Below are 18,481 nucleotides of genomic sequence, written 5' to 3' on the forward strand. Positions count from 1 at the left end.
TGCTGGTGGAAATTTCATTTTTATAAGGAGGAATCAGGATGAAATTTGTTACATTTCGTCTTCCTTCAAAAGAACTACGGGCTGGATGGCTTGAAGGTGACAAAGTAATAGATATGAATCTTGCTAGTGAAGGGAAAATCCCTTCTTCTATGATGGATTTTTTAGAGAAAGCGGATGAGTATGTAGAAGTAGTGCGGAATATTAAGAATCCAAATAAGGGTATATATGCTTTAGAAGAAGTACAATTGACAGCTGCTCTTCCTAATCCGAGTAGTATTCGAGATTTTTACGCATTTGAACAACATGTAAAAACAGCTCGTGGACGAAGAGGATTAGATGTTGTGCCTGAATGGTATGATATTCCGGTTTTTTATTTTACTAATCATCGTGCTGTAATTGGTTCCGGTGATTTTGTAATTGGTCCGAAAAAGTCTAAAAAGCTTGATTATGAGTTGGAGATTGCTTGCGTAATAGGAAGAGAAGGGCGAAATATTTCTCGAGAGCAAGCAGAGGAATATATTTTTGGTTATTGTATTATGAACGACTGGAGTGCGAGAGACTTACAAGCAACAGAAATGAAAGTAGGTCTCGGTCCAGCGAAAGGAAAAGACTTTGCAACTTCATTAGGAGCACATCTCGTTACGAAAGAGGAATTAGACGTTTATCGTAATGGTGATCGATATAATTTAGAAATGACTGCTCATGTAAATGGAAAACTATTATCAAAAGGAAACTTCCAAGATATTTACTATACATTTGCTGAAATGATTGAACGTGCTTCAGAGGACGTTACGTTATATCCAGGAGATGTGATTGGTTCTGGGACAGTAGGAACAGGATGTATTTTAGAACTGGGTACAGAAGAGTGGCTACAAGATGGAGATGTTGTAGAACTGTCGATTACTGGTTTAGGTACACTACGTAATACGATCAAAAAAGAAAAGGAAGCGGGTGATGGGCATGTTTTATCGTCACATGGGAGAACTACCTCATAAACGACATGTACAATTTCGTAAAAAAGATGGGTCGCTTTATCGTGAACAGGTAATGGGAACAAAAGGTTTTTCTGGTACGCAGTCTATTTTGTATCATCATTATATGCCAACAGAAGTAGGTCATTCTGCATTATCGCATTCTTGTCAGTTGCAGTATGAAGAGGATGTTGCTCTTTCTCATCGCCACTTTCGAACGAAAGAAAGTAAAAAAAGTGGTGATGCAATAAGTGGACGGAATTTCATACTTGGAAATGAAGATTTGTTAATTGGAGTAGTGAGTCCAACAGAAAAAATGGATTATTTCTATCGTAATGGTGATGGCGATGAAATGTTATTTGTTCATTATGGAACAGGGAAAATTGAAACGATGTTTGGAACGATTCACTATAGAAAAGGCGACTATGTAACGATTCCAATTGGAACGATTTATCGTGTTATTCCAGATGAAGGAGAGACTAAGTTTCTTGTTGTAGAGGCAAATAGCCAAATTACAACGCCGCGTCGTTATCGAAATGAATACGGACAATTGTTAGAGCATAGTCCGTTTTGTGAAAGAGATCTTCGTGGTCCAGAAAAATTAGAGACATATGATGAAAAAGGCGAGTTTGTCGTAATGACAAAATCAAGAGGCTATATGCATAAACATGTTTTAGGACACCACCCGTTAGATGTTGTTGGATGGGATGGCTATTTATATCCGTGGGTATTTAATGTAGAGGATTTTGAACCAATTACAGGGCGCATTCATCAGCCACCGCCAGTACATCAAACATTTGAAGGACATAATTTTGTTATTTGCTCTTTCGTACCACGTTTATACGATTATCATCCAGAGTCAATTCCGGCACCATATTATCATAGTAATGTTAATAGTGATGAAGTTCTTTACTATGTAGAAGGAAACTTTATGAGTCGCAAAGGTGTGGAAGAAGGTTCTATTACACTTCATCCGAGCGGGATTCCTCATGGGCCGCATCCGGGGAAAACAGAGGCAAGTATAGGGAAGAAAGAAACGCTTGAATTAGCTGTTATGATAGACACATTCCGTCCGCTTCGTATTGTAAAACAAGCACATGAAACAGAAGATGAAAAGTATATGTATAGCTGGATTGAACAAGGTTCATATACTGTGAAATAAGTAAAAAAAGGCATGCTCTCAATAAGGGAGCATGCCTTTTTCACGGAATCGACATGTATAATAATACCAAAAAAATAATGGGAAGATATATAGAAAGAATAATAAGGATCGTGCCTATTTAGAAGAATTTCTACTTGTTTCGACAAAAGTATTGACTAGGAAAAGCGTAATGAGTAAAATGAAAAAGCAAATTAAAAATTTTCAGAAAATTTAAAACTTGGAGGAGTAAAAGATGAAGCAAATTTTTCAAAAGAAGCCAATTGCAAAGTTAATGCAAGAAAGTAAGCAAAAAACGTTAGCAAGAACATTGGGTGCGCTAGATTTAACTATGCTTGGAATCGGAGCAATTGTTGGAACTGGTATTTTTGTTCTAACGGGTGTTGTGGCAGCGAAACATTCTGGGCCAGCTATTATATTATCATTTGCGATTGCCGCGTTAGCTTGTGCCTTTGCTGCATTTTGTTATGCTGAATTTGCTTCTTCAGTTCCTGTCTCGGGCAGTGTGTATACGTATACATACGCGACGATGGGGGAAGTGTTCGCATTTTTAATTGGCTGGGACTTAATGCTTGAATATTTACTTGCTACATCTGCTGTAGCAAACGGTTGGTCTGCATATTTTCAATCTTTATTAAAGGGGTTTGGAATTCATATTCCGACTATTCTCTCCTCGGCTCCTGGTACAGGAAAGGGTGGAATAATTGATCTACCTGCAGTTCTAATTATTTTAGTGATGACAGTTCTTTTATCTAGGGGTGTTCGTGAAAGTGCACGAGTAAATAACATTATGGTATTTATTAAAATAGCAGTTGTTCTTATTTTTATCTTTGCTGGTTTTAATTATGTGAAACCTGAAAACTGGACGCCCTTTATGCCATTTGGTTTAGATGGTGTAATGGCTGGAGCGGCTACAGTATTCTTCGCATTTATAGGATTTGATGCAGTTTCAACAGCGGCAGAAGAAGTGAAACGTCCGCAACGTGATTTACCAATTGGTATTATTGCATCGTTATTAATTTGTACAGTTCTTTATATCGTTGTTTCGCTTATTTTGACAGGAATTGTTCCATACGGCCAGCTAAATATATCAGATCCAGTTGCTTTTGCACTTCAATTTATTGGACAAGATGGTTTAGCGGGGGTAATTTCAGTAGGAGCAATTACAGGAATTACAACAGTAATGCTAGTTATGATGTATGGGCAAGTTCGTGTTTCTTATGCGATGAGCCGAGATGGTTTACTGCCGAAGCGTCTTGCTAAAGTTCATCCGAAATTTAAAACGCCATTTTTAAATACATGGACAACGGGGATTATTGCGGCACTGATTTCAGGATTAATAGATTTAAATGTTTTAGCACATCTTGTAAATATGGGGACATTGTCAGCATTTGCACTTGTAGCTGTTGCGGTAATCGTAATGAGAAGAACTCATCCAGACTTACCAAGGGCATTTAAGGCTCCGCTTGTACCATTTTTACCAGCATTAACAGTGATTTTCTGTTTATACTTAATGCTTCAATTATCAGGGACAGCGTGGATTAGTTTTGGGATATGGATGGTTATTGGTATAGCGGTTTACTTCTTATATAGCCGAAAACATAGTGCTTTAAATAATAGTAAAAAAGAAGAAGATGTTGCAAATTTATAAGCGAAAAAATCCATTCTAATTCTGTTAGAATGGATTTTTTTATTTGAAAATTTACATTTTTCTGAACTTGTTATAAGATAATTGTTGGCTAACTAAAGGGGTGGAATGATGAAAAATACGTGGCGTGAGTTAAGGGAGATGGACCGTAACGTATGGATTCGATTTATTGGAGAGACGTTAAATGGAATTGCAATGATGATGTTAATGCCTTTTTTTGCATTATATTTAAAAGATAAGGTAGATTCGTTGTTGGAAGTTGGGGTTATTATGGCGCTTTCTCCAATTGCTGCAAGCTTTGGATCACTTATAGGAGGGAGAATTGCTGACATATATGGAAGAAAGCCTATTATGATATTTTCTATGGCAAGTAATGCATTATTAATGCTCGGTTTTCTATTTATAGAAGGATTTATTCCGTATGCAATTTTATCTATTTTTTTAGGGTTGAGTAATTCTTTATTTCATCCAGCTGCATCAGCTATGGTCGCGGATGTAACGGCACCAGAAAAAAGAACAGAGGCATATGGTTTATTACGAATGGGACACAATATAGGTGCTGCGATTGGTCCGATAATGGGAGCATCAGTAGTTGTGTTGTCAAAGAACCTTGTATTTATTATTGCCTCTTCTACAATGCTATTTTATGCGTTACTTGTATTACTTCTTATTCAAGAGACGATGCCAAAGAGGATAGATAAGGAAGAACATAAAGAAAAGGAATCTGGGGCAGTTTGGAAAATTTTAATGCGAGATAAGGCATTAATGATTTACTTATTAGCAGGTATTATCATTTCGATGGGGTTTTCTCAAACGGAAGGCATGCTGCCACTACATTTTGATAATGAAATGAAGCGTATTTTTGGAACGAATAATCCATATCCATATTTAATGGCGTTAAACGGACTATTAGTTGTTTTATTCCAGTTTCAAATTTCAAAATGGGCTACGGACAAACCAGTCGGGAAGACGATGTTATATGGTGCATGTTTATTCGGGATTGGATTATTTTTTATAGGGTGGTTACCGAAGTGGTTTGGAGAATTTAATACAAATGCTACAATTATTTTAATAACACTACTGTTCGTTTATGCTATATATACGTTAGGTGAGATGATTATGTCGCCTGTACAGATGACATTTGTAGCAAATTTGGCCCCTGAGCATTTGAGAGGGACTTATATGGGAGCTGCAAGTTTGCAGTGGATTACAGGAAGCGCATTTGGTCCACTTTTGGGAGGTTTTTTATTAGATCGATTACTTGGTCACTTTCTATTTACAATTTTAGCTGTAGGATGTGTAGTTGCAGGTATTGTATATGTTTCTTTAGATCGCCTTGTGGAGCAAAGGCAAAAAGAAACACTAACCAAACAATCTTCTTAGTGAATAGGTGATATACACAAAAAAGGGGATTTCTACATATTTTAGGTACATAACTAGATTAGATTGCCATTTTATTTTGTGCAGCTATATAGAAAATGAAATGAAAAACCAATAAGTGATGTTATTTAATTATTTATGGAAGTTACATTTTATTTCAAATAGGAACTACCTATTTTTATAAAAAGTGCTAAAATAGAAAAATGAAAACAATTGGTTAGGGTGATTTCATTGACGAAAATTAAATTAGGTTTATTATATGGTGGAAAATCAGCTGAGCATCAAGTTTCGCTACAGACGGCTCTTGCTGCTATTAAAGCGTTAAATCAAGATAAATTCGAGATTCATCCAATTTATATTACAGAACAAGGTCAATGGGTACGCGGTGAGCGTATTGAAGGCGAAGTAACAGATGTTGAAGCTTTAAAAATGAGCGGTGCAGAAAATGCGATTTCTCCGTTATCATTAAGTACAGAAATTATCCCATCTGCAGCTTCTGAGGAGAATGCTATTGACGTTATTTTCCCATTACTACATGGACCAAACGGTGAAGATGGAACGGTTCAAGGACTATTAGAATTAATGAATATCCCTTATGTAGGAAATGGTGTTCTAGCATCATCTGCTGGTATGGATAAAGTTGTTATGAAAAACATCTTTGCAGAGGCTGGTTTAAAACAAGCAAAATATGCATCCTTCATTCGTAGTGCATGGGAAAAAAATCGTGAGGAAGCTTATTCTAAAGTAGAAGATAAGTTAGGATATCCTTGCTTCGTAAAACCAGCGAACCTTGGTTCAAGTGTTGGTATTAATAAGTGTAAAAATCGTGAAGAACTTGAGGATGCATTTGTAGAGGCATTCCAATTTGATCGCAAAATTATTGTAGAAGAAAATATTGTAGGTCGTGAAGTAGAAGTTGGGGTACTAGGTAATGATGAGCCGAAATGTTCAGTTGTAGGTGAAATCGTTCCGAAAAAGGACTTCTATGATTATAAGTCGAAATATATCGATGGTGATACGGCGCTAATTATTCCAGCTGAAATGACAGAAGAAGAATCTAATGTAATTAAGCGTGATGCAATTATTGCATTCCAATCATTAGACGGTGCAGGTTTAACGCGAGCTGATTTCTTCTTAACGAAAGATGGAGAAGTGTATATTAACGAAGTAAACACAATGCCAGGATTTACACCGTTCAGTATGTTCCCTCTATTATGGCAACATACTGGGTTACCGTATCCAGAATTAATCGAAGAGCTAATTCGTTTAGCGATTGAACGTCACGAAGAAAAACAAAAAATTAAATATACAATCTAACAAAAAAGGAGGAAGCACTATTCGTAGGAATAGTGCTTCCTCTATGTAAGGAGCGTTTCTATATGATAAAGCGAATGTTAAAGCAAGTGGAACAGATGGTAAATGGTACTGGATTAGCAGAGCAATATGAGGGAATTACTATTCAAGGCGTGTCTATTGATACAAGAAAAATTGAAAAAGGAAACTTGTATGTTCCGATTCAAGGGGAGCGCTTTGATGGACATGCTTTTGTAGATAAAGCTGTTGAAAATGGAGCTGTGGCTACATTATGGATGAAAGATGTAGCGAATCCACCTGAGAATCTTCCGGTTATTTTTGTGGAAGACACGCTATCCGCATTGCAAATGTTAGCGAAAAACTATCGTGATCAATTGGATGTTAAAGTTGTAGGTGTAACGGGTAGTAACGGTAAAACATCTACGAAAGATATTGTAACAAGTCTTCTTGCGACTAAATTCAAAGTGCAAAAAACAGAAGGGAACTTCAATAACCATATCGGATTACCTCTTACCATTTTAAACTTAGAAGAAACTACAGAAGTAGCAGTATTAGAGATGGGTATGTCAAGCCGAGGCGAAATTGAATTCTTATCTAAGTTAGCTCGTCCTAATGCAGCTATCATTACGAATATTGGTGAGGCACATTTAATGGATTTAGGATCTCGTGAGGCAATTGCTGAAGCGAAATTAGAAATTGTTACAGGGTTACAAGAAGGTGGCGTGTTCGTATATAACGGAGATGAGCCTTTATTAACGAATCGTGTTCCTGAAATGAATTTAGCAACAGAAACGGTTACGTTTGGTGATGCAAGAGCAAACGATTATTATCCAACGACTGTAACATTACAAGCAACTGGGACACATTTCAAAATGAATAGAGATGAAAATATTTCATTCTACTTACCGGTGTTAGGAAAACATAATGTGTATAATACACTTGCTTCAATGGCAATTGCGAAACATTTTGGTGTAACGTGGGAAGAGATGAAAGAAGGTTTAGTAACACTTCAAATGACGGGCATGCGTATGGAAATTGTGAAAACAAATAGTGGTTTAACAATTATCAACGATGCTTATAATGCAAGTCCGACGGCTATGGAAGCAGCATTCCATTTAATGAATGGTTTAGATGGTTTTGCTAAAAAAATCGTTGTGCTCGGTGATATGTTAGAACTTGGAGATCAAGAAGTACAGTTCCATTATGAGGTAGGAAAATTAATCGATCCAGCAAAAATCTCGCATGTATTCACATACGGTAGATTAGGGGCTCAAATTGCTGAAGGAGCGAAAATTAATTTCCCTAATGAACGTGTAAAGGCGTATGATAATAAAGAAGAGTTAGTAAAAGATTTACAAGCAGTAGTCGATGTGAAAGATGTTGTATTAATAAAAGCATCTCGCGGTATGAAATTAGAAGAAGTAATTACGATGTTGAAATAATTGGTGTATATAAATAGGGATGATAGTTACGAAAATAGAAGAAACTTATAATAAGCGCTTACAGTAAATATAAAAAAATAAAAGTGAAGAAAAAAACTCTGAATATGAAAATAAGGTAACAGTTGGGTTTGCTTTTTACACATACAAAACTTATAATTGATAAAGTGTAATAACGTTTAGAAGTATTTTCGTGAAGAATATACGCCCGTTTATATACGTGAGCATTCAGGAAAAGGGCTTTTCCGCAAATTCGGAAAACGCCTTTTTTTAAATGATAAGTATAGGATAGAAAAGGAGAAGTAACATTGACAACATTTCGAGAATTAGGATTAAGTGATTCTTTACTGCAATCTGTTGAAAGTATGGGCTTTGAAGAGGCTACACCAATTCAAGCTGAAACAATTCCACATGCATTGCAAGGTAAAGATATTATTGGGCAAGCGCAAACAGGTACAGGGAAAACAGCAGCATTCGGATTACCACTATTAGATAAAGTGGATACACATAAAGAATCGGTTCAAGGTATTGTTATCGCGCCAACGCGTGAATTAGCAATTCAAGTTGGAGAAGAATTATACAAAATTGGTAAGCATAAACGTGTTCGCATTTTACCAATTTATGGTGGTCAAGATATTAACCGCCAAATTCGTGCTCTAAAAAAACACCCACACATTATTGTTGGTACGCCGGGTCGTATTTTAGATCATATTAACCGTAAAACACTTCGTCTGCAAAACGTAGAGACAGTTGTTCTTGACGAAGCGGATGAAATGTTAAACATGGGCTTCATTGAAGACATTGAAGCAATTTTAACAGATGTGCCAGAAACACATCAAACATTACTATTCTCAGCGACAATGCCGGATCCAATCCGCCGTATTGCTGAGCGTTTCATGACTGAGCCTCAACACATTAAAGTAAAAGCAAAAGAAGTAACAATGCCAAACATTCAGCAGTTCTATTTAGAAGTGCAAGAAAAGAAAAAGTTTGACGTGTTAACACGCTTATTAGATATTCAATCTCCAGAGCTTGCAATCGTATTCGGTCGTACAAAGCGCCGTGTTGATGAATTATCAGAAGCATTAAACTTACGTGGTTATGCTGCAGAAGGTATTCATGGTGATTTAACTCAGGCGAAACGTATGTCTGTATTACGTAAATTTAAAGAAGGTTCTATTGAAGTTCTTGTTGCAACAGACGTTGCTGCACGTGGTCTTGATATTTCAGGCGTAACGCACGTATATAACTTCGATATTCCACAAGATCCAGAATCATACGTTCACCGTATCGGTCGTACTGGTCGTGCAGGTAAAAAAGGTATTGCAATGCTATTTGTAACACCACGTGAATCAGGACAATTAAAAAATATCGAGCGTACAACAAAACGTAAAATGGACCGCATGGATGCACCGACACTTGACGAGGCATTAGAAGGTCAACAACGTTTAATCGCTGAAAAGCTTCAAAGCACAATTGAAAATGAAAACTTAGCATACTACAAGCGTATTGCAGAAGAAATGTTAGAAGAAAATGACTCTGTAACAGTAGTAGCTGCTGCTTTAAAAATGATGACTAAAGAGCCGGATACAACTCCGATCGCTTTAACATCAGAACCACCTGTTGTTTCAAGAGGCGGCGGTTCTAAAAAACGCGGCGGTAACGGAGGCGGATACCGTGATGGTAACCGTAATCGTAGTCGTGATGCACGCGGCGGTGGCGATGGACGTAATCGTGACCGTAACCGTGATGGACGTAATCGTGACGGAAACCGTGATCGCAATCGTGATGGTAACCGCGATCGTAATCGTGATGGTGGTAGTCGTGGTCGTAGAGGTGAAGGCCAAGGGCGCCCTGGTTCTTCAAATGGACGCGGCGAAAGAAAACATCATAGCCGTCCACAAGCTTAATAAAAAAAAGAGAATGCCCTTTGCGGGCATTCTCTTTTTTTATTTCTATAATTGTGCATACTACATAATAGTTATGATAGAAAAGGGGCTGTTATATGCTTGTAAGGCTTGGTTACGTTGCGATGAGTGTACATTTGAAGAATGCATCTCCATCTCAAACGATGACGTATGCACAGTTTCAGAAATTAGATGATCGTGCTGCTGCAATTCGTAAACTTGAAAGAATTGCTAATTCCAATTTAGAAAATTGTTTACGTTTATTAAAGCATAATAAAGGGCATGACATATCTTTCTTTCGGCTCAGTTCAAAGCTCATTCCTTTAGCGAATCATGAGGAATTGCTAGAGTGGAACTATATTCGTCCTTTAAAAGAAAATTTAAAAAAACTAGGTGAATATGCAGTTCATATGAATATGAGAATTGATTTCCATCCAGATCATTTTGTTGTACTAAATTCACCTGAGGAGAGTGTTTTTAAACAATCTGTAAAAACATTGCAGATGCACAAAAAATTATTAAAAGGTATGGGGATTGAACATAAGCAACGATGTGTACTGCATGTTGGAGGAGGATATAAAGATAAAGAACTTGCATTAGAGCGCTTTATAGAGAATTGGTCGAATGTCCCAAGGGGTATTCAAGAAATGATTATATTAGAAAATGATGATACAACCTTTACGTTAGAGGAAACATTATATTTAGGAGAAAAATTAGATATTCCCGTCGTATTTGACTTGCATCACCATATGATGAATAATGAGCAAGAAGATTGGTATGAAGACTGGGCACGTGTCGTTCATACGTGGGAAACGTCTTTGTTGCCGGTTAAAATGCATATCTCTAGCCCTAGAGAGGGAAAAGATCCAAGAGCTCATGCAGATTATATTAATGTAGAGGCATTTTTATCTTTTTTAAGAAGGATAAAGGGAAGTGTTCCGCAAATTGATTGTATGATTGAGGCGAAGATGAAGGATGAGTCTTTATTTCAATTAATGAGAGATTTAAGTGAACAAGTAGATGTAGAAATTATCGATGGTGCAAGCTTTTATATTAAATAAGCTTTGCACCATCGTTTTTTTTGGTTAAAAAAGGGGTTAAAATGCCACCGGTTATTAAACCTGTTAAATGACTGATCGGATTGGCAGAAGGGTTAAAGAAAGTAAATAGCAGTAATAGAAGAATCATAATTGAGAAAATGGCAATTTCTTTTGGTTTTGAAGAGCGGTATCGATTGTACAATAAAAATAACTGTGCACCTAATAGTCCGAAAATACCACCTGATGCACCTGCGTGAATATATTCAAGCGGCATCATAATAGAAGAAGAAATATTTCCAGAAATTCCAGAGAGAAAAAATAGAATAAAAAAAGAAAAGTGTCCGAGTTGTTTTTCGATAGAAGAACCAAGAGCAAACAAAAAAATACTATTAGAAAGAAAATGTTGTAAGTCTACGTGTACGAGAAGAGAAGTTATGACACGCCACCATTCTCCTTTAGCGATATATTCATTAGAGGCTGCCAGTGGCAAGAGAAAAAAGTCGCCTAATATCATCATGACTAAATGAATAAGAAGTAAGGTAAGAATAGTCGGTTGTAAAGAAATATGAGTGGATCTTATTAGCATACGGTTACTTTCACCCCTTTTGCATCAGAAAGATTCTCTGTTATTCTTATCAATATGAAAGAAGAAAGTTAAATAGAAGAAGGGGATTTCGAAATGATTATAGGGATTGGTATCGATATTATTGAATTAAATCGTATTGAAAAAATGCTAGATGGAAAGCTTAAATTTATGGAACGTATTTTAACGGAAAATGAACGTAATGTTGCTATGGAGCTGAAAGGAAGTCGCCTTACAGAGTTTGTAGCTGGAAGGTTTGCAGCGAAAGAGGCGTATTCAAAAGCTGTAGGTACTGGTATCGGAAAAGAAGTGAGTTTTTTAGATATTGAAGTGAAAAATGATGAAAGAGGTAAGCCAATTCTGATTACAAGTACAGAGTATATTGTTCATTTATCAATTAGTCATAGTAAGGAATTTGCTGTTGCTCAAGTTGTTTTAGAAAGCTCGTCACGCTAGTCTGCATATTTTATATCTTTGTCTCATATATTTGAGGTAGCGATAAGGAAGGTACATCTTCCATTCATTTATAGGGGCAAAGGGGCTGAATTGATGAAAAGGCGTCTGTTTTTAGTTCTTGTCGGTTTGTTGACCGTTTTTGTGTTGGCGGGTTGTATGGAAAAGAAGCAAGATGATGTCGTGAGAGATTTAGAATCAAAAGTAAAAGGGATGAAAAGTTATCAAGCTGAGGCAAAATTATCTATTAAAACAGGCAATGAGCCTCAAGAGTATAACGTAGAGATTTGGCATAAGGAACCGTCTTTTTATCGTGTGAATTTAAAAAATGCAAAAAAAGATCAGAGCCAAATTATTTTGAGAAATGAAGAAGGTGTATTTGTATTAACGCCAGCACTTAATAAGAGCTTCCGTTTTCAAAGTGATTGGCCGCAAAATAGTAGCCAGGCTTATTTATATGAATCACTTGTAAGAGATATTTTGCAGGACAAGAAAAACCTTACTTTTGAGAAAACAGATAAGTATTATATTTTTAAAACAAAAACAAACTATCAACATCAAAATATGTTGCCGAGACAAGAGATTACATTGAATAAGAGCGACTTGACTCCAGTTTCAGTGAAGTTGATGGATAATGATCAAAATGTTCTTGTGAAAGTAGATTTCTCTAAAGTGAAATTCGATGCGAAATTTGATAAAGGTGCATTTGATACGAAACAAAATATGTCTAGAGCACAGATAGATGTTCAAACAACAGCGAAAGAAGACAAACCGTTTGCTATTTTGTATCCACTTGATACACCACAAGGTATGACTCTGCAAGATGAAAAAGAGTTGAAGACAGACAGTGGCAAGCGTGCGATACTCACATACACTGGAAATAAGAAATCCTTTACTTTAATACAAGAAAAGGCAAAAGTTGCAGAGGCATCATCAGCGGTAAGTGTAAGTGGAGAACCAGTTGATCTTGGGTTTACGATTGGTGCATTAACGAAAGACTCTGTAACGTGGTCGCATAACGGAGTAGAATATATGCTCGTGTCTAAAGGTTTAGAGCCGAAGGAGCTGTTAATGGTTGCTCGTTCAGTTACAGCGAAGCAGGTGAAGTAAACTTCTTAGACGTGGTGATATATGTGCACCACGTCTTTTCTTAGTTTGAAGGTGGATTTCATAAAAGAAGCATATAAAAGAATAAGCTTCGCATATCGTGTATAAGGAAGTGTATTTATGGAAGAAGCACCATTTTACCGTGACACTTGGGTGGAAGTGGATTTAGATGCCATTTATAACAACGTTACACATATTAAAGAGTTCATCCCAAGTAATGTAGAGATTTTTGCTGTAGTTAAAGCAAACGCATATGGGCACGATTATGTACCGGTGGCTAAAACGGCATTAGAAGCAGGTGCAACAAGGTTAGCTGTTGCTTTTTTAGATGAAGCTTTAGTGCTTCGGAGGGCTGGTATTACTGAACCGATTTTAGTGTTAGGTCCCTCGCCGCCGCGTGATGTAAATGTAGCTGCTGAAAATGATGTAGCGCTAACTGTTTTTCAAAAAGAATGGGTGGAAGAAGCAATTAAACTTTGGGATGGTTCATCTGTAATGAAATTCCATATTAACTTTGATAGTGGTATGGGGAGAATTGGAATACGTGAAAGAAAAGAGCTAAAAGAATTTTTAAAGAGTTTAGAGGGTGCACCGTTTTTAGAGTTAGAAGGAGTATACACGCATTTTGCAACGGCAGATGAGGTTGAGACTTCGTATTTTGATAAGCAATATAACACGTTCTTGGAGCAGTTAAGTTGGTTGAAAGAATTCGGAGTGGATCCTAAGTTTGTTCATACAGCTAATAGTGCTGCGACGTTACGTTTTCAAGGGATTACATTTAATGCAGTGCGAATTGGGATTGCAATGTATGGATTATCTCCTTCTGTAGAAATACGTCCTTTTTTACCATTTGAATTAGAACCGGCGCTATCACTTCATACGAAAGTCGCTCATATTAAACAGGTAATTAAAGGTGATGGAATTAGTTATAACGTCACCTATCGAACGAAAACTGAAGAATGGATTGCGACTGTAGCGATTGGCTATGCAGATGGGTGGCTTAGAAGGTTACAAGGATTTGAAGTGCTTATAAATGGTAAAAGGGTACCGATTGTAGGGCGAGTAACAATGGATCAGTTCATGATTCATCTTCCTTGTGAAGTGCCACTTGGTACGAAAGTTACGCTTATTGGAAGGCAAGGAGATGAGTATATTAGCGCTACGGAGGTTGCGGAATACTCAGGGACTATTAATTATGAAATTATTGCAACGATCAGTTTCCGTGTGCCAAGAATATTTATACGGAATGGTAAGGTTGTAGAGATAATTAATTACTTGAACAATATATAGAAGGTAGTATGATTGCTTCTTGTCATTGGAGTGACTGTTCATTGCTGGATAATAAGCTCTTTTTGATGAGAAGCTTTTTACTTATAATCATTTTTTATATAAGTTGCACGTAAGTTTTGAAGAGGGGTTCTATTGTTTTGAGTTAGTTATGAGATAAAAAATTTAAGAAGATGAATGTTTTGTTTGTGAATTGGAAAACATAAGCAAGGAATAAGGAAGTCTTTGCAACAGGCTCCATACAATGGTATTATTACAATAGGTGTCATATATATATTTGGGTGTGTAGTTGACGGTGGAGGTGTATTTTTGTGTCCGAATCAAGTGTAACTACTGAAATCGTGGTTCGGTTGCCAAAGCAAATGGTAACGGAATTGGACGGAATTGGAAAACAAGAGAATAAGAATCGCCATGAACTAATTTGCCAGGCAACACAATTGTTATTGCGTCAACATAAGACGAAGAAACGCTACCAACATGAATCAATGCGACGTGGGTACATTGAAATGGGAAAAATTAATCTTGGTATTGCATCTGAAGCTTTCTTAGCAGAGTATGAAGCAGCTCATACAGTAGAACGCTTAGTTAGCGGGGGGTAATATTTTGATTGTAAAACGCGGCGACGTGTATTTTGCAGACCTTTCCCCAGTTGTTGGTTCTGAGCAAGGAGGCGTTCGTCCGGTTCTTGTCATTCAAAATGACATCGGAAATCGTTTTAGTCCAACGGTGATTGTAGCGGCTATTACTGCACAGATTCAAAAAGCGAAATTACCCACTCATGTGGAAATTGATGCGAAAAAGTATGGTTTTGAGAGAGATTCTGTTATTTTACTTGAGCAGATTCGAACAATCGATAAGCAACGCTTAACGGACAAAATCACTCATTTGGATGAAGTGATGATGAGTCGTGTAGATGAAGCGTTACAAATTAGTTTAGGACTAATAGATTTTTAAATCGGCAGTTTAAGTTGCTCTCTTTGAAGGGCAACTTTTTTTATTATAGAGGAGGTTACGGTTGTATATGGAAATGGTAGATAATCGACAAGCGTTAATGAAAATGTTAGTGAAAGAATTAGGCTTTACCGAAAAGCAAGTTCGTCATGTTATTCAATTAACAGAAGAAGGTAACACAGTTCCATTTATTGCTCGTTACCGAAAAGAATGGACAGGCTCTTTAGATGAGGTGCAAATTCGTACGATTTTAGAGAGATGGCAATATATGATGCAACTTGAAGATAGGAAGGAAGAAGTTCTTCGTCTTATTGATGAGAAGGGGAAACTGACAGAAGAGCTACGACAGCAAATTGTTAAAGCTACAAAGTTGCAAGAAGTAGAAGATCTATATCGTCCATATAAAGAGAAAAGAAGAACGAAAGCGACAATCGCTAAAGAAAGAGGATTAGAACCATTAGCTGAATGGTTATTGTTATATAAGAAAGAAGATCCGGCTAAAAAGGCAGTGGAATTTATTAATGTAGAGAAAGAAGTGCAATCTGCAGAAGAAGCTTTACAAGGTGCACAAGACATTATTGCAGAAATGGTTTCAGATGAAGCTGCGTATCGTAGTTGGATTCGAAATGTTACTTTTAGAAAAGGTGTTATGTCTTCGTCCGTGAAAGATGAAGAAAAAGATGAAAAGAATATATATGAAATGTATTACAGTTATGAAGAACCATTGCAAAAAGTAGTACCACATCGTGTATTAGCAATGAATCGTGGCGAGAAAGAAGATATATTGAGAGTTGCTGTTGTTCCGCCAGTAGATGAGATAGTAACTTTCTTAAATAAGAAAGTAATTCGTGATAACGATTCGAAAAGTGCACATTATGTACAATTAGCGATTGAAGATGGTTATAAACGATTAATTCAATCTTCAATCGAAAGAGAAATTCGTAAAGAATTAACAGAAACAGCTGAAGAACAAGCGATACATATTTTCTCTGAGAACTTACGTAACTTATTATTACAACCTCCGATGAAAGGGAAAGTCGTGCTAGCGGTAGATCCGGCATATAGAACTGGTTGTAAATTGTCTGTAGTAGATGATACGGGGAAAGTACTACATATCGATGTTATTTATCCGCATCCACCTGTTCGTAAATATGATGATGCAAAAACGAAAGTTCTTTCTATTATAGATAAATATCAAGTTGAAATGATTGCAATTGGTAACGGGACAGCATCTAGAGAAACAGAAGAGTTTATAGTAGATGTATTACAAAGTGTGAACCGAGATGTCTTTTATATTATTGTAAATGAAGCGGGTGCTAGTGTATATTCAGCTTCTGATTTAGCTCGTGAGGAATTCCCAAATTTACAAGTTGAAGAGAGAAGTGCCGTTTCTATTGGAAGACGTCTGCAAGATCCACTTGCTGAACTTGTGAAAATTGATCCTAAATCAGTTGGGGTTGGACAATACCAACATGATGTATCTCAAAAGAGACTGAATGAGTCATTAACATTTGTAGTAGAAACAGCTGTTAACCAAGTTGGGGTTAATGTAAATACGGCTTCGGTTGCATTGTTACAATATGTTTCAGGTTTATCGAAAACTGTTGCGAAAAATATTGTGGCAAAGAGAGAAGAAGATGGGAAATTCACAAAGCGCACGGAATTAAAGAAAATCCCGCGTTTAGGTGCAAAGACGTATGAACAATGTATAGGTTTCTTACGTATACTAGAAGGAGCGAATCCATTAGATCGAACAGGTATTCATCCAGAGCAATATAAAAATGTTGAATTGTTATTGAAGAGTCTAGGGTTATCGATAGATGACGTAGGACAACCGCAATTACAAAAGAGATTGGAAGAAGTAGAGATTTCTAAGTTATCTCAAGAAACAGGAGTTGGGGAGCCGACGTTAGTTGATATTATAGATGCGCTTATTAGTCCAGAAAGAGATATGAGGGATGAGTTGCCTAAACCACTTCTGAAAAAAGGGATTTTGAAATTAGAAGATTTAAAACGTGGTATGGAACTAGAAGGAACAGTTCGTAACGTTGTTGATTTTGGTGCTTTTGTTGATGTTGGCGTAAAGCAAGATGGTTTAGTACATATTTCTAAACTTAGCAAACAGTTTGTAAAGCATCCGTTAGATGTTGTGTCAGTAGGGCAAATTGTAAAAGTATGGGTAGATGATATTGATACAAAAAAAGGACGCGTTGCACTATCTATGTTGCCGATTGAATAGTAAGAGAAGAGAGCAGACGAAACTGCTCTTTTTTTATGGAATAAAAAGTGTAATGGATTATGAGCTTTGATGTATTTTGCTATAATAAAACCAGCATTCATTTAATAATTTAATTTGATACCGGTTTTTTTCGAAATATGCACGTTGCATTTGTTTTTTTAGCCACGTAGGCATAGGAATCCCTCCTTGTTTAATCCTGCTCTCAAAAATCTAAAATGCTATTGATGAGAGGTTGGTGAGTGGATTTCTATTCATGTTTTGTTTTTAGAAACCACGTTTCTTACATGAGGATGGGTATATGTACTATTTAATATATGTATAAGAAGGGAGAAAAGTGTAAAAATATTTTTTTGTTTAGGAGGAATGAGAGTGGATGAGCAAGAAATTCAGCGACTAGTGGAAGAAGTGTCACTACAATACTTTGAGGTACCGTTCTTACATAAAGCAGTGTTTAATAATAGATTACGTACAACTGGTGGGCGTTATTTATTGAAGAGTCATAATATCGAACTGAATTATCGATATTACGAAGTGTATGGTGAAGAAGAGTTAGTCGGGATTATTAAACATGAGCTTTGTCATTATCACTTACATATTGCAGGAAGAGGGTATAAGCACAGGGACAGGGAATTTCGTGAGTTGTTAAAGAAAGTTGATGCACCACGTTTTTGTAAACAAATGATTAATGAAGAGAAGGAAAAAAAGATTTATAAGTATGAATGTATGGAGTGTTCACTTCAATATGTAAGAAGGCGTCAAATAAATACAAAAAGATATGTCTGTGGAAAGTGTAAAGGGAAACTCAAACCGATATCGAAAAAATCTTGACAGTAAAAACGCAATCCAGTATATTATAAACATGTCACGTTTGAACAAGATGTTGTTAAAAACTTCTTGACTTACAGAGAGAATTTTTATAAGATACAAATTGTCTTCATTATTCCGCAGTAGCTCAGTGGTAGAGCTATCGGCTGTTAACCGATCGGTCGTAGGTTCGAGTCCT

At 36.6% G+C, this 18,481-nt stretch carries 17 protein-coding genes and 1 tRNA gene (1 of these 18 only partly in view); 16 read left to right on the forward strand and 2 right to left on the reverse strand.

Annotation, left to right across the window (positions count from 1 at the left end; genetic code table 11):
* Nucleotides 1-38 precede the first annotated feature (38 nt).
* The 8 genes from NST27_RS01265 (at nt 39) to uvsE (ending at nt 10,879) form a co-directional block, all read left to right on the forward strand.
* Nucleotides 39-995 (forward strand): fumarylacetoacetate hydrolase family protein, encoded by a 957-nt coding sequence (locus NST27_RS01265; RefSeq protein ID WP_000674007.1) that lies wholly within the window; start codon nt 39-41, stop codon nt 993-995.
* Nucleotides 961-2,133: a homogentisate 1,2-dioxygenase gene (locus NST27_RS01270; RefSeq protein ID WP_013141710.1), complete on the forward strand. Its 1,173-nt coding sequence runs from the start codon at nt 961-963 to the stop codon at nt 2,131-2,133. Before NST27_RS01265 ends, NST27_RS01270 begins: the two co-directional genes overlap by 35 nt.
* A 232-nt stretch (nt 2,134-2,365) precedes the next feature.
* Nucleotides 2,366-3,781 carry an amino acid permease gene (locus NST27_RS01275; RefSeq protein WP_000809361.1) on the forward strand — a complete coding sequence of 472 codons (1,416 nt, stop codon included), beginning with the start codon at nt 2,366-2,368 and terminating at the stop codon, nt 3,779-3,781.
* Nucleotides 3,782-3,889: 108 nt separating this feature from the next.
* Nucleotides 3,890-5,161 carry an MDR family MFS transporter gene (locus tag NST27_RS01280; protein ID WP_000799715.1) on the forward strand — a complete coding sequence of 424 codons (1,272 nt, stop codon included), beginning with the start codon at nt 3,890-3,892 and terminating at the stop codon, nt 5,159-5,161.
* Nucleotides 5,162-5,389: 228 nt separating this feature from the next.
* Complete coding sequence (locus NST27_RS01285) at nt 5,390-6,475, forward strand: D-alanine--D-alanine ligase (RefSeq protein ID WP_000161427.1); 1,086 nt, start codon at nt 5,390-5,392, stop codon at nt 6,473-6,475.
* A 62-nt stretch (nt 6,476-6,537) separates the two neighbouring features.
* Nucleotides 6,538-7,914 (forward strand): UDP-N-acetylmuramoyl-tripeptide--D-alanyl-D-alanine ligase, encoded by a 1,377-nt coding sequence (murF, locus tag NST27_RS01290; protein WP_000595964.1) that lies wholly within the window; start codon nt 6,538-6,540, stop codon nt 7,912-7,914.
* Between the two features lie 305 nt (nt 7,915-8,219).
* Nucleotides 8,220-9,821, forward strand: a complete 1,602-nt coding sequence (locus NST27_RS01295) for a DEAD/DEAH box helicase (RefSeq protein WP_000206585.1) — start codon at nt 8,220-8,222, stop codon at nt 9,819-9,821.
* A gap of 95 nt (nt 9,822-9,916) precedes the next feature.
* Nucleotides 9,917-10,879: a UV DNA damage repair endonuclease UvsE gene (gene uvsE, locus NST27_RS01300; protein ID WP_000961161.1), complete on the forward strand. Its 963-nt coding sequence runs from the start codon at nt 9,917-9,919 to the stop codon at nt 10,877-10,879.
* Here uvsE and NST27_RS01305 read toward each other — a convergent pair.
* Nucleotides 10,872-11,444 (reverse strand): rhomboid family intramembrane serine protease, encoded by a 573-nt coding sequence (locus NST27_RS01305; protein WP_033689730.1) that lies wholly within the window; start codon nt 11,442-11,444, stop codon nt 10,872-10,874. The genes uvsE and NST27_RS01305 overlap by 8 nt on opposite strands.
* A gap of 93 nt (nt 11,445-11,537) precedes the next feature.
* Here NST27_RS01305 and acpS point away from each other — a divergent pair, with 93 nt between their 5' ends.
* The 6 genes from acpS (at nt 11,538) to NST27_RS01335 (ending at nt 17,478) form a co-directional block, all read left to right on the forward strand.
* Nucleotides 11,538-11,897, forward strand: coding sequence for a holo-ACP synthase (acpS, locus tag NST27_RS01310; RefSeq protein WP_000583417.1), 360 nt, complete (start codon nt 11,538-11,540; stop codon nt 11,895-11,897).
* 156 nt (nt 11,898-12,053) lie between these two features.
* Nucleotides 12,054-13,004 (forward strand): LolA family protein, encoded by a 951-nt coding sequence (locus NST27_RS01315; protein ID WP_033689732.1) that lies wholly within the window; start codon nt 12,054-12,056, stop codon nt 13,002-13,004.
* 117 nt (nt 13,005-13,121) lie between these two features.
* The gene (gene alr, locus NST27_RS01320; RefSeq protein ID WP_000390617.1) at nt 13,122-14,291 is read left to right on the forward strand and encodes an alanine racemase; all 1,170 of its coding nucleotides are present in this window, start codon (nt 13,122-13,124) and stop codon (nt 14,289-14,291) included.
* 308 nt (nt 14,292-14,599) lie between these two features.
* On the forward strand, nt 14,600-14,887 hold the full coding sequence (locus tag NST27_RS01325; RefSeq protein WP_000004570.1) for an antitoxin EndoAI: 288 nt from the start codon (nt 14,600-14,602) through the stop codon (nt 14,885-14,887).
* Nucleotides 14,888-14,891: 4 nt separating this feature from the next.
* Nucleotides 14,892-15,242, forward strand: a complete 351-nt coding sequence (ndoA, locus tag NST27_RS01330) for a type II toxin-antitoxin system endoribonuclease NdoA (RefSeq protein ID WP_000635965.1) — start codon at nt 14,892-14,894, stop codon at nt 15,240-15,242.
* 67 nt (nt 15,243-15,309) lie between these two features.
* Complete coding sequence (locus NST27_RS01335; RefSeq protein ID WP_000426241.1) at nt 15,310-17,478, forward strand: Tex family protein; 2,169 nt, start codon at nt 15,310-15,312, stop codon at nt 17,476-17,478.
* Between the two features lie 57 nt (nt 17,479-17,535).
* Here NST27_RS01335 and cmpA read toward each other — a convergent pair whose 3' ends face one another.
* On the reverse strand, nt 17,536-17,652 hold the full coding sequence (cmpA, locus tag NST27_RS01340) for a cortex morphogenetic protein CmpA (protein WP_001143642.1): 117 nt from the start codon (nt 17,650-17,652) through the stop codon (nt 17,536-17,538).
* Between the two features lie 195 nt (nt 17,653-17,847).
* On the opposite strand from cmpA, the gene NST27_RS01345 reads away from it, so the two are divergent.
* Nucleotides 17,848-18,306 carry a SprT family protein gene (locus NST27_RS01345; RefSeq protein WP_047385515.1) on the forward strand — a complete coding sequence of 153 codons (459 nt, stop codon included), beginning with the start codon at nt 17,848-17,850 and terminating at the stop codon, nt 18,304-18,306.
* Nucleotides 18,307-18,419: 113 nt separating this feature from the next.
* Nucleotides 18,420-18,481: transfer RNA gene (locus NST27_RS01350), tRNA-Asn, on the forward strand (it continues 13 nt past the right edge of the window).

Source organism: Bacillus sp. FSL W8-0770 (genome assembly GCF_038008705.1).
Lineage (GTDB): Bacteria > Bacillota > Bacilli > Bacillales > Bacillaceae_G > Bacillus_A > Bacillus_A cereus.

Coding starts and splice junctions, on each gene's coding strand:
- murF (WP_000595964.1), top strand. CDS start 6,538: ATGATAAAGCGAATGTTAAAGCAAGTGGAACAGATGGTAAATGGTACT.
- uvsE (WP_000961161.1), top strand. CDS start 9,917: ATGCTTGTAAGGCTTGGTTACGTTGCGATGAGTGTACATTTGAAGAAT.
- NST27_RS01265 (WP_000674007.1), top strand. CDS start 39: ATGAAATTTGTTACATTTCGTCTTCCTTCAAAAGAACTACGGGCTGGA.
- cmpA (WP_001143642.1), bottom strand. CDS start 17,652: ATGCCTACGTGGCTAAAAAAACAAATGCAACGTGCATATTTCGAAAAA.
- NST27_RS01315 (WP_033689732.1), top strand. CDS start 12,054: ATGGAAAAGAAGCAAGATGATGTCGTGAGAGATTTAGAATCAAAAGTA.
- alr (WP_000390617.1), top strand. CDS start 13,122: ATGGAAGAAGCACCATTTTACCGTGACACTTGGGTGGAAGTGGATTTA.
- NST27_RS01335 (WP_000426241.1), top strand. CDS start 15,310: ATGGAAATGGTAGATAATCGACAAGCGTTAATGAAAATGTTAGTGAAA.
- acpS (WP_000583417.1), top strand. CDS start 11,538: ATGATTATAGGGATTGGTATCGATATTATTGAATTAAATCGTATTGAA.
- NST27_RS01270 (WP_013141710.1), top strand. CDS start 961: ATGTTTTATCGTCACATGGGAGAACTACCTCATAAACGACATGTACAA.
- NST27_RS01275 (WP_000809361.1), top strand. CDS start 2,366: ATGAAGCAAATTTTTCAAAAGAAGCCAATTGCAAAGTTAATGCAAGAA.
- NST27_RS01280 (WP_000799715.1), top strand. CDS start 3,890: ATGAAAAATACGTGGCGTGAGTTAAGGGAGATGGACCGTAACGTATGG.
- NST27_RS01305 (WP_033689730.1), bottom strand. CDS start 11,444: ATGCTAATAAGATCCACTCATATTTCTTTACAACCGACTATTCTTACC.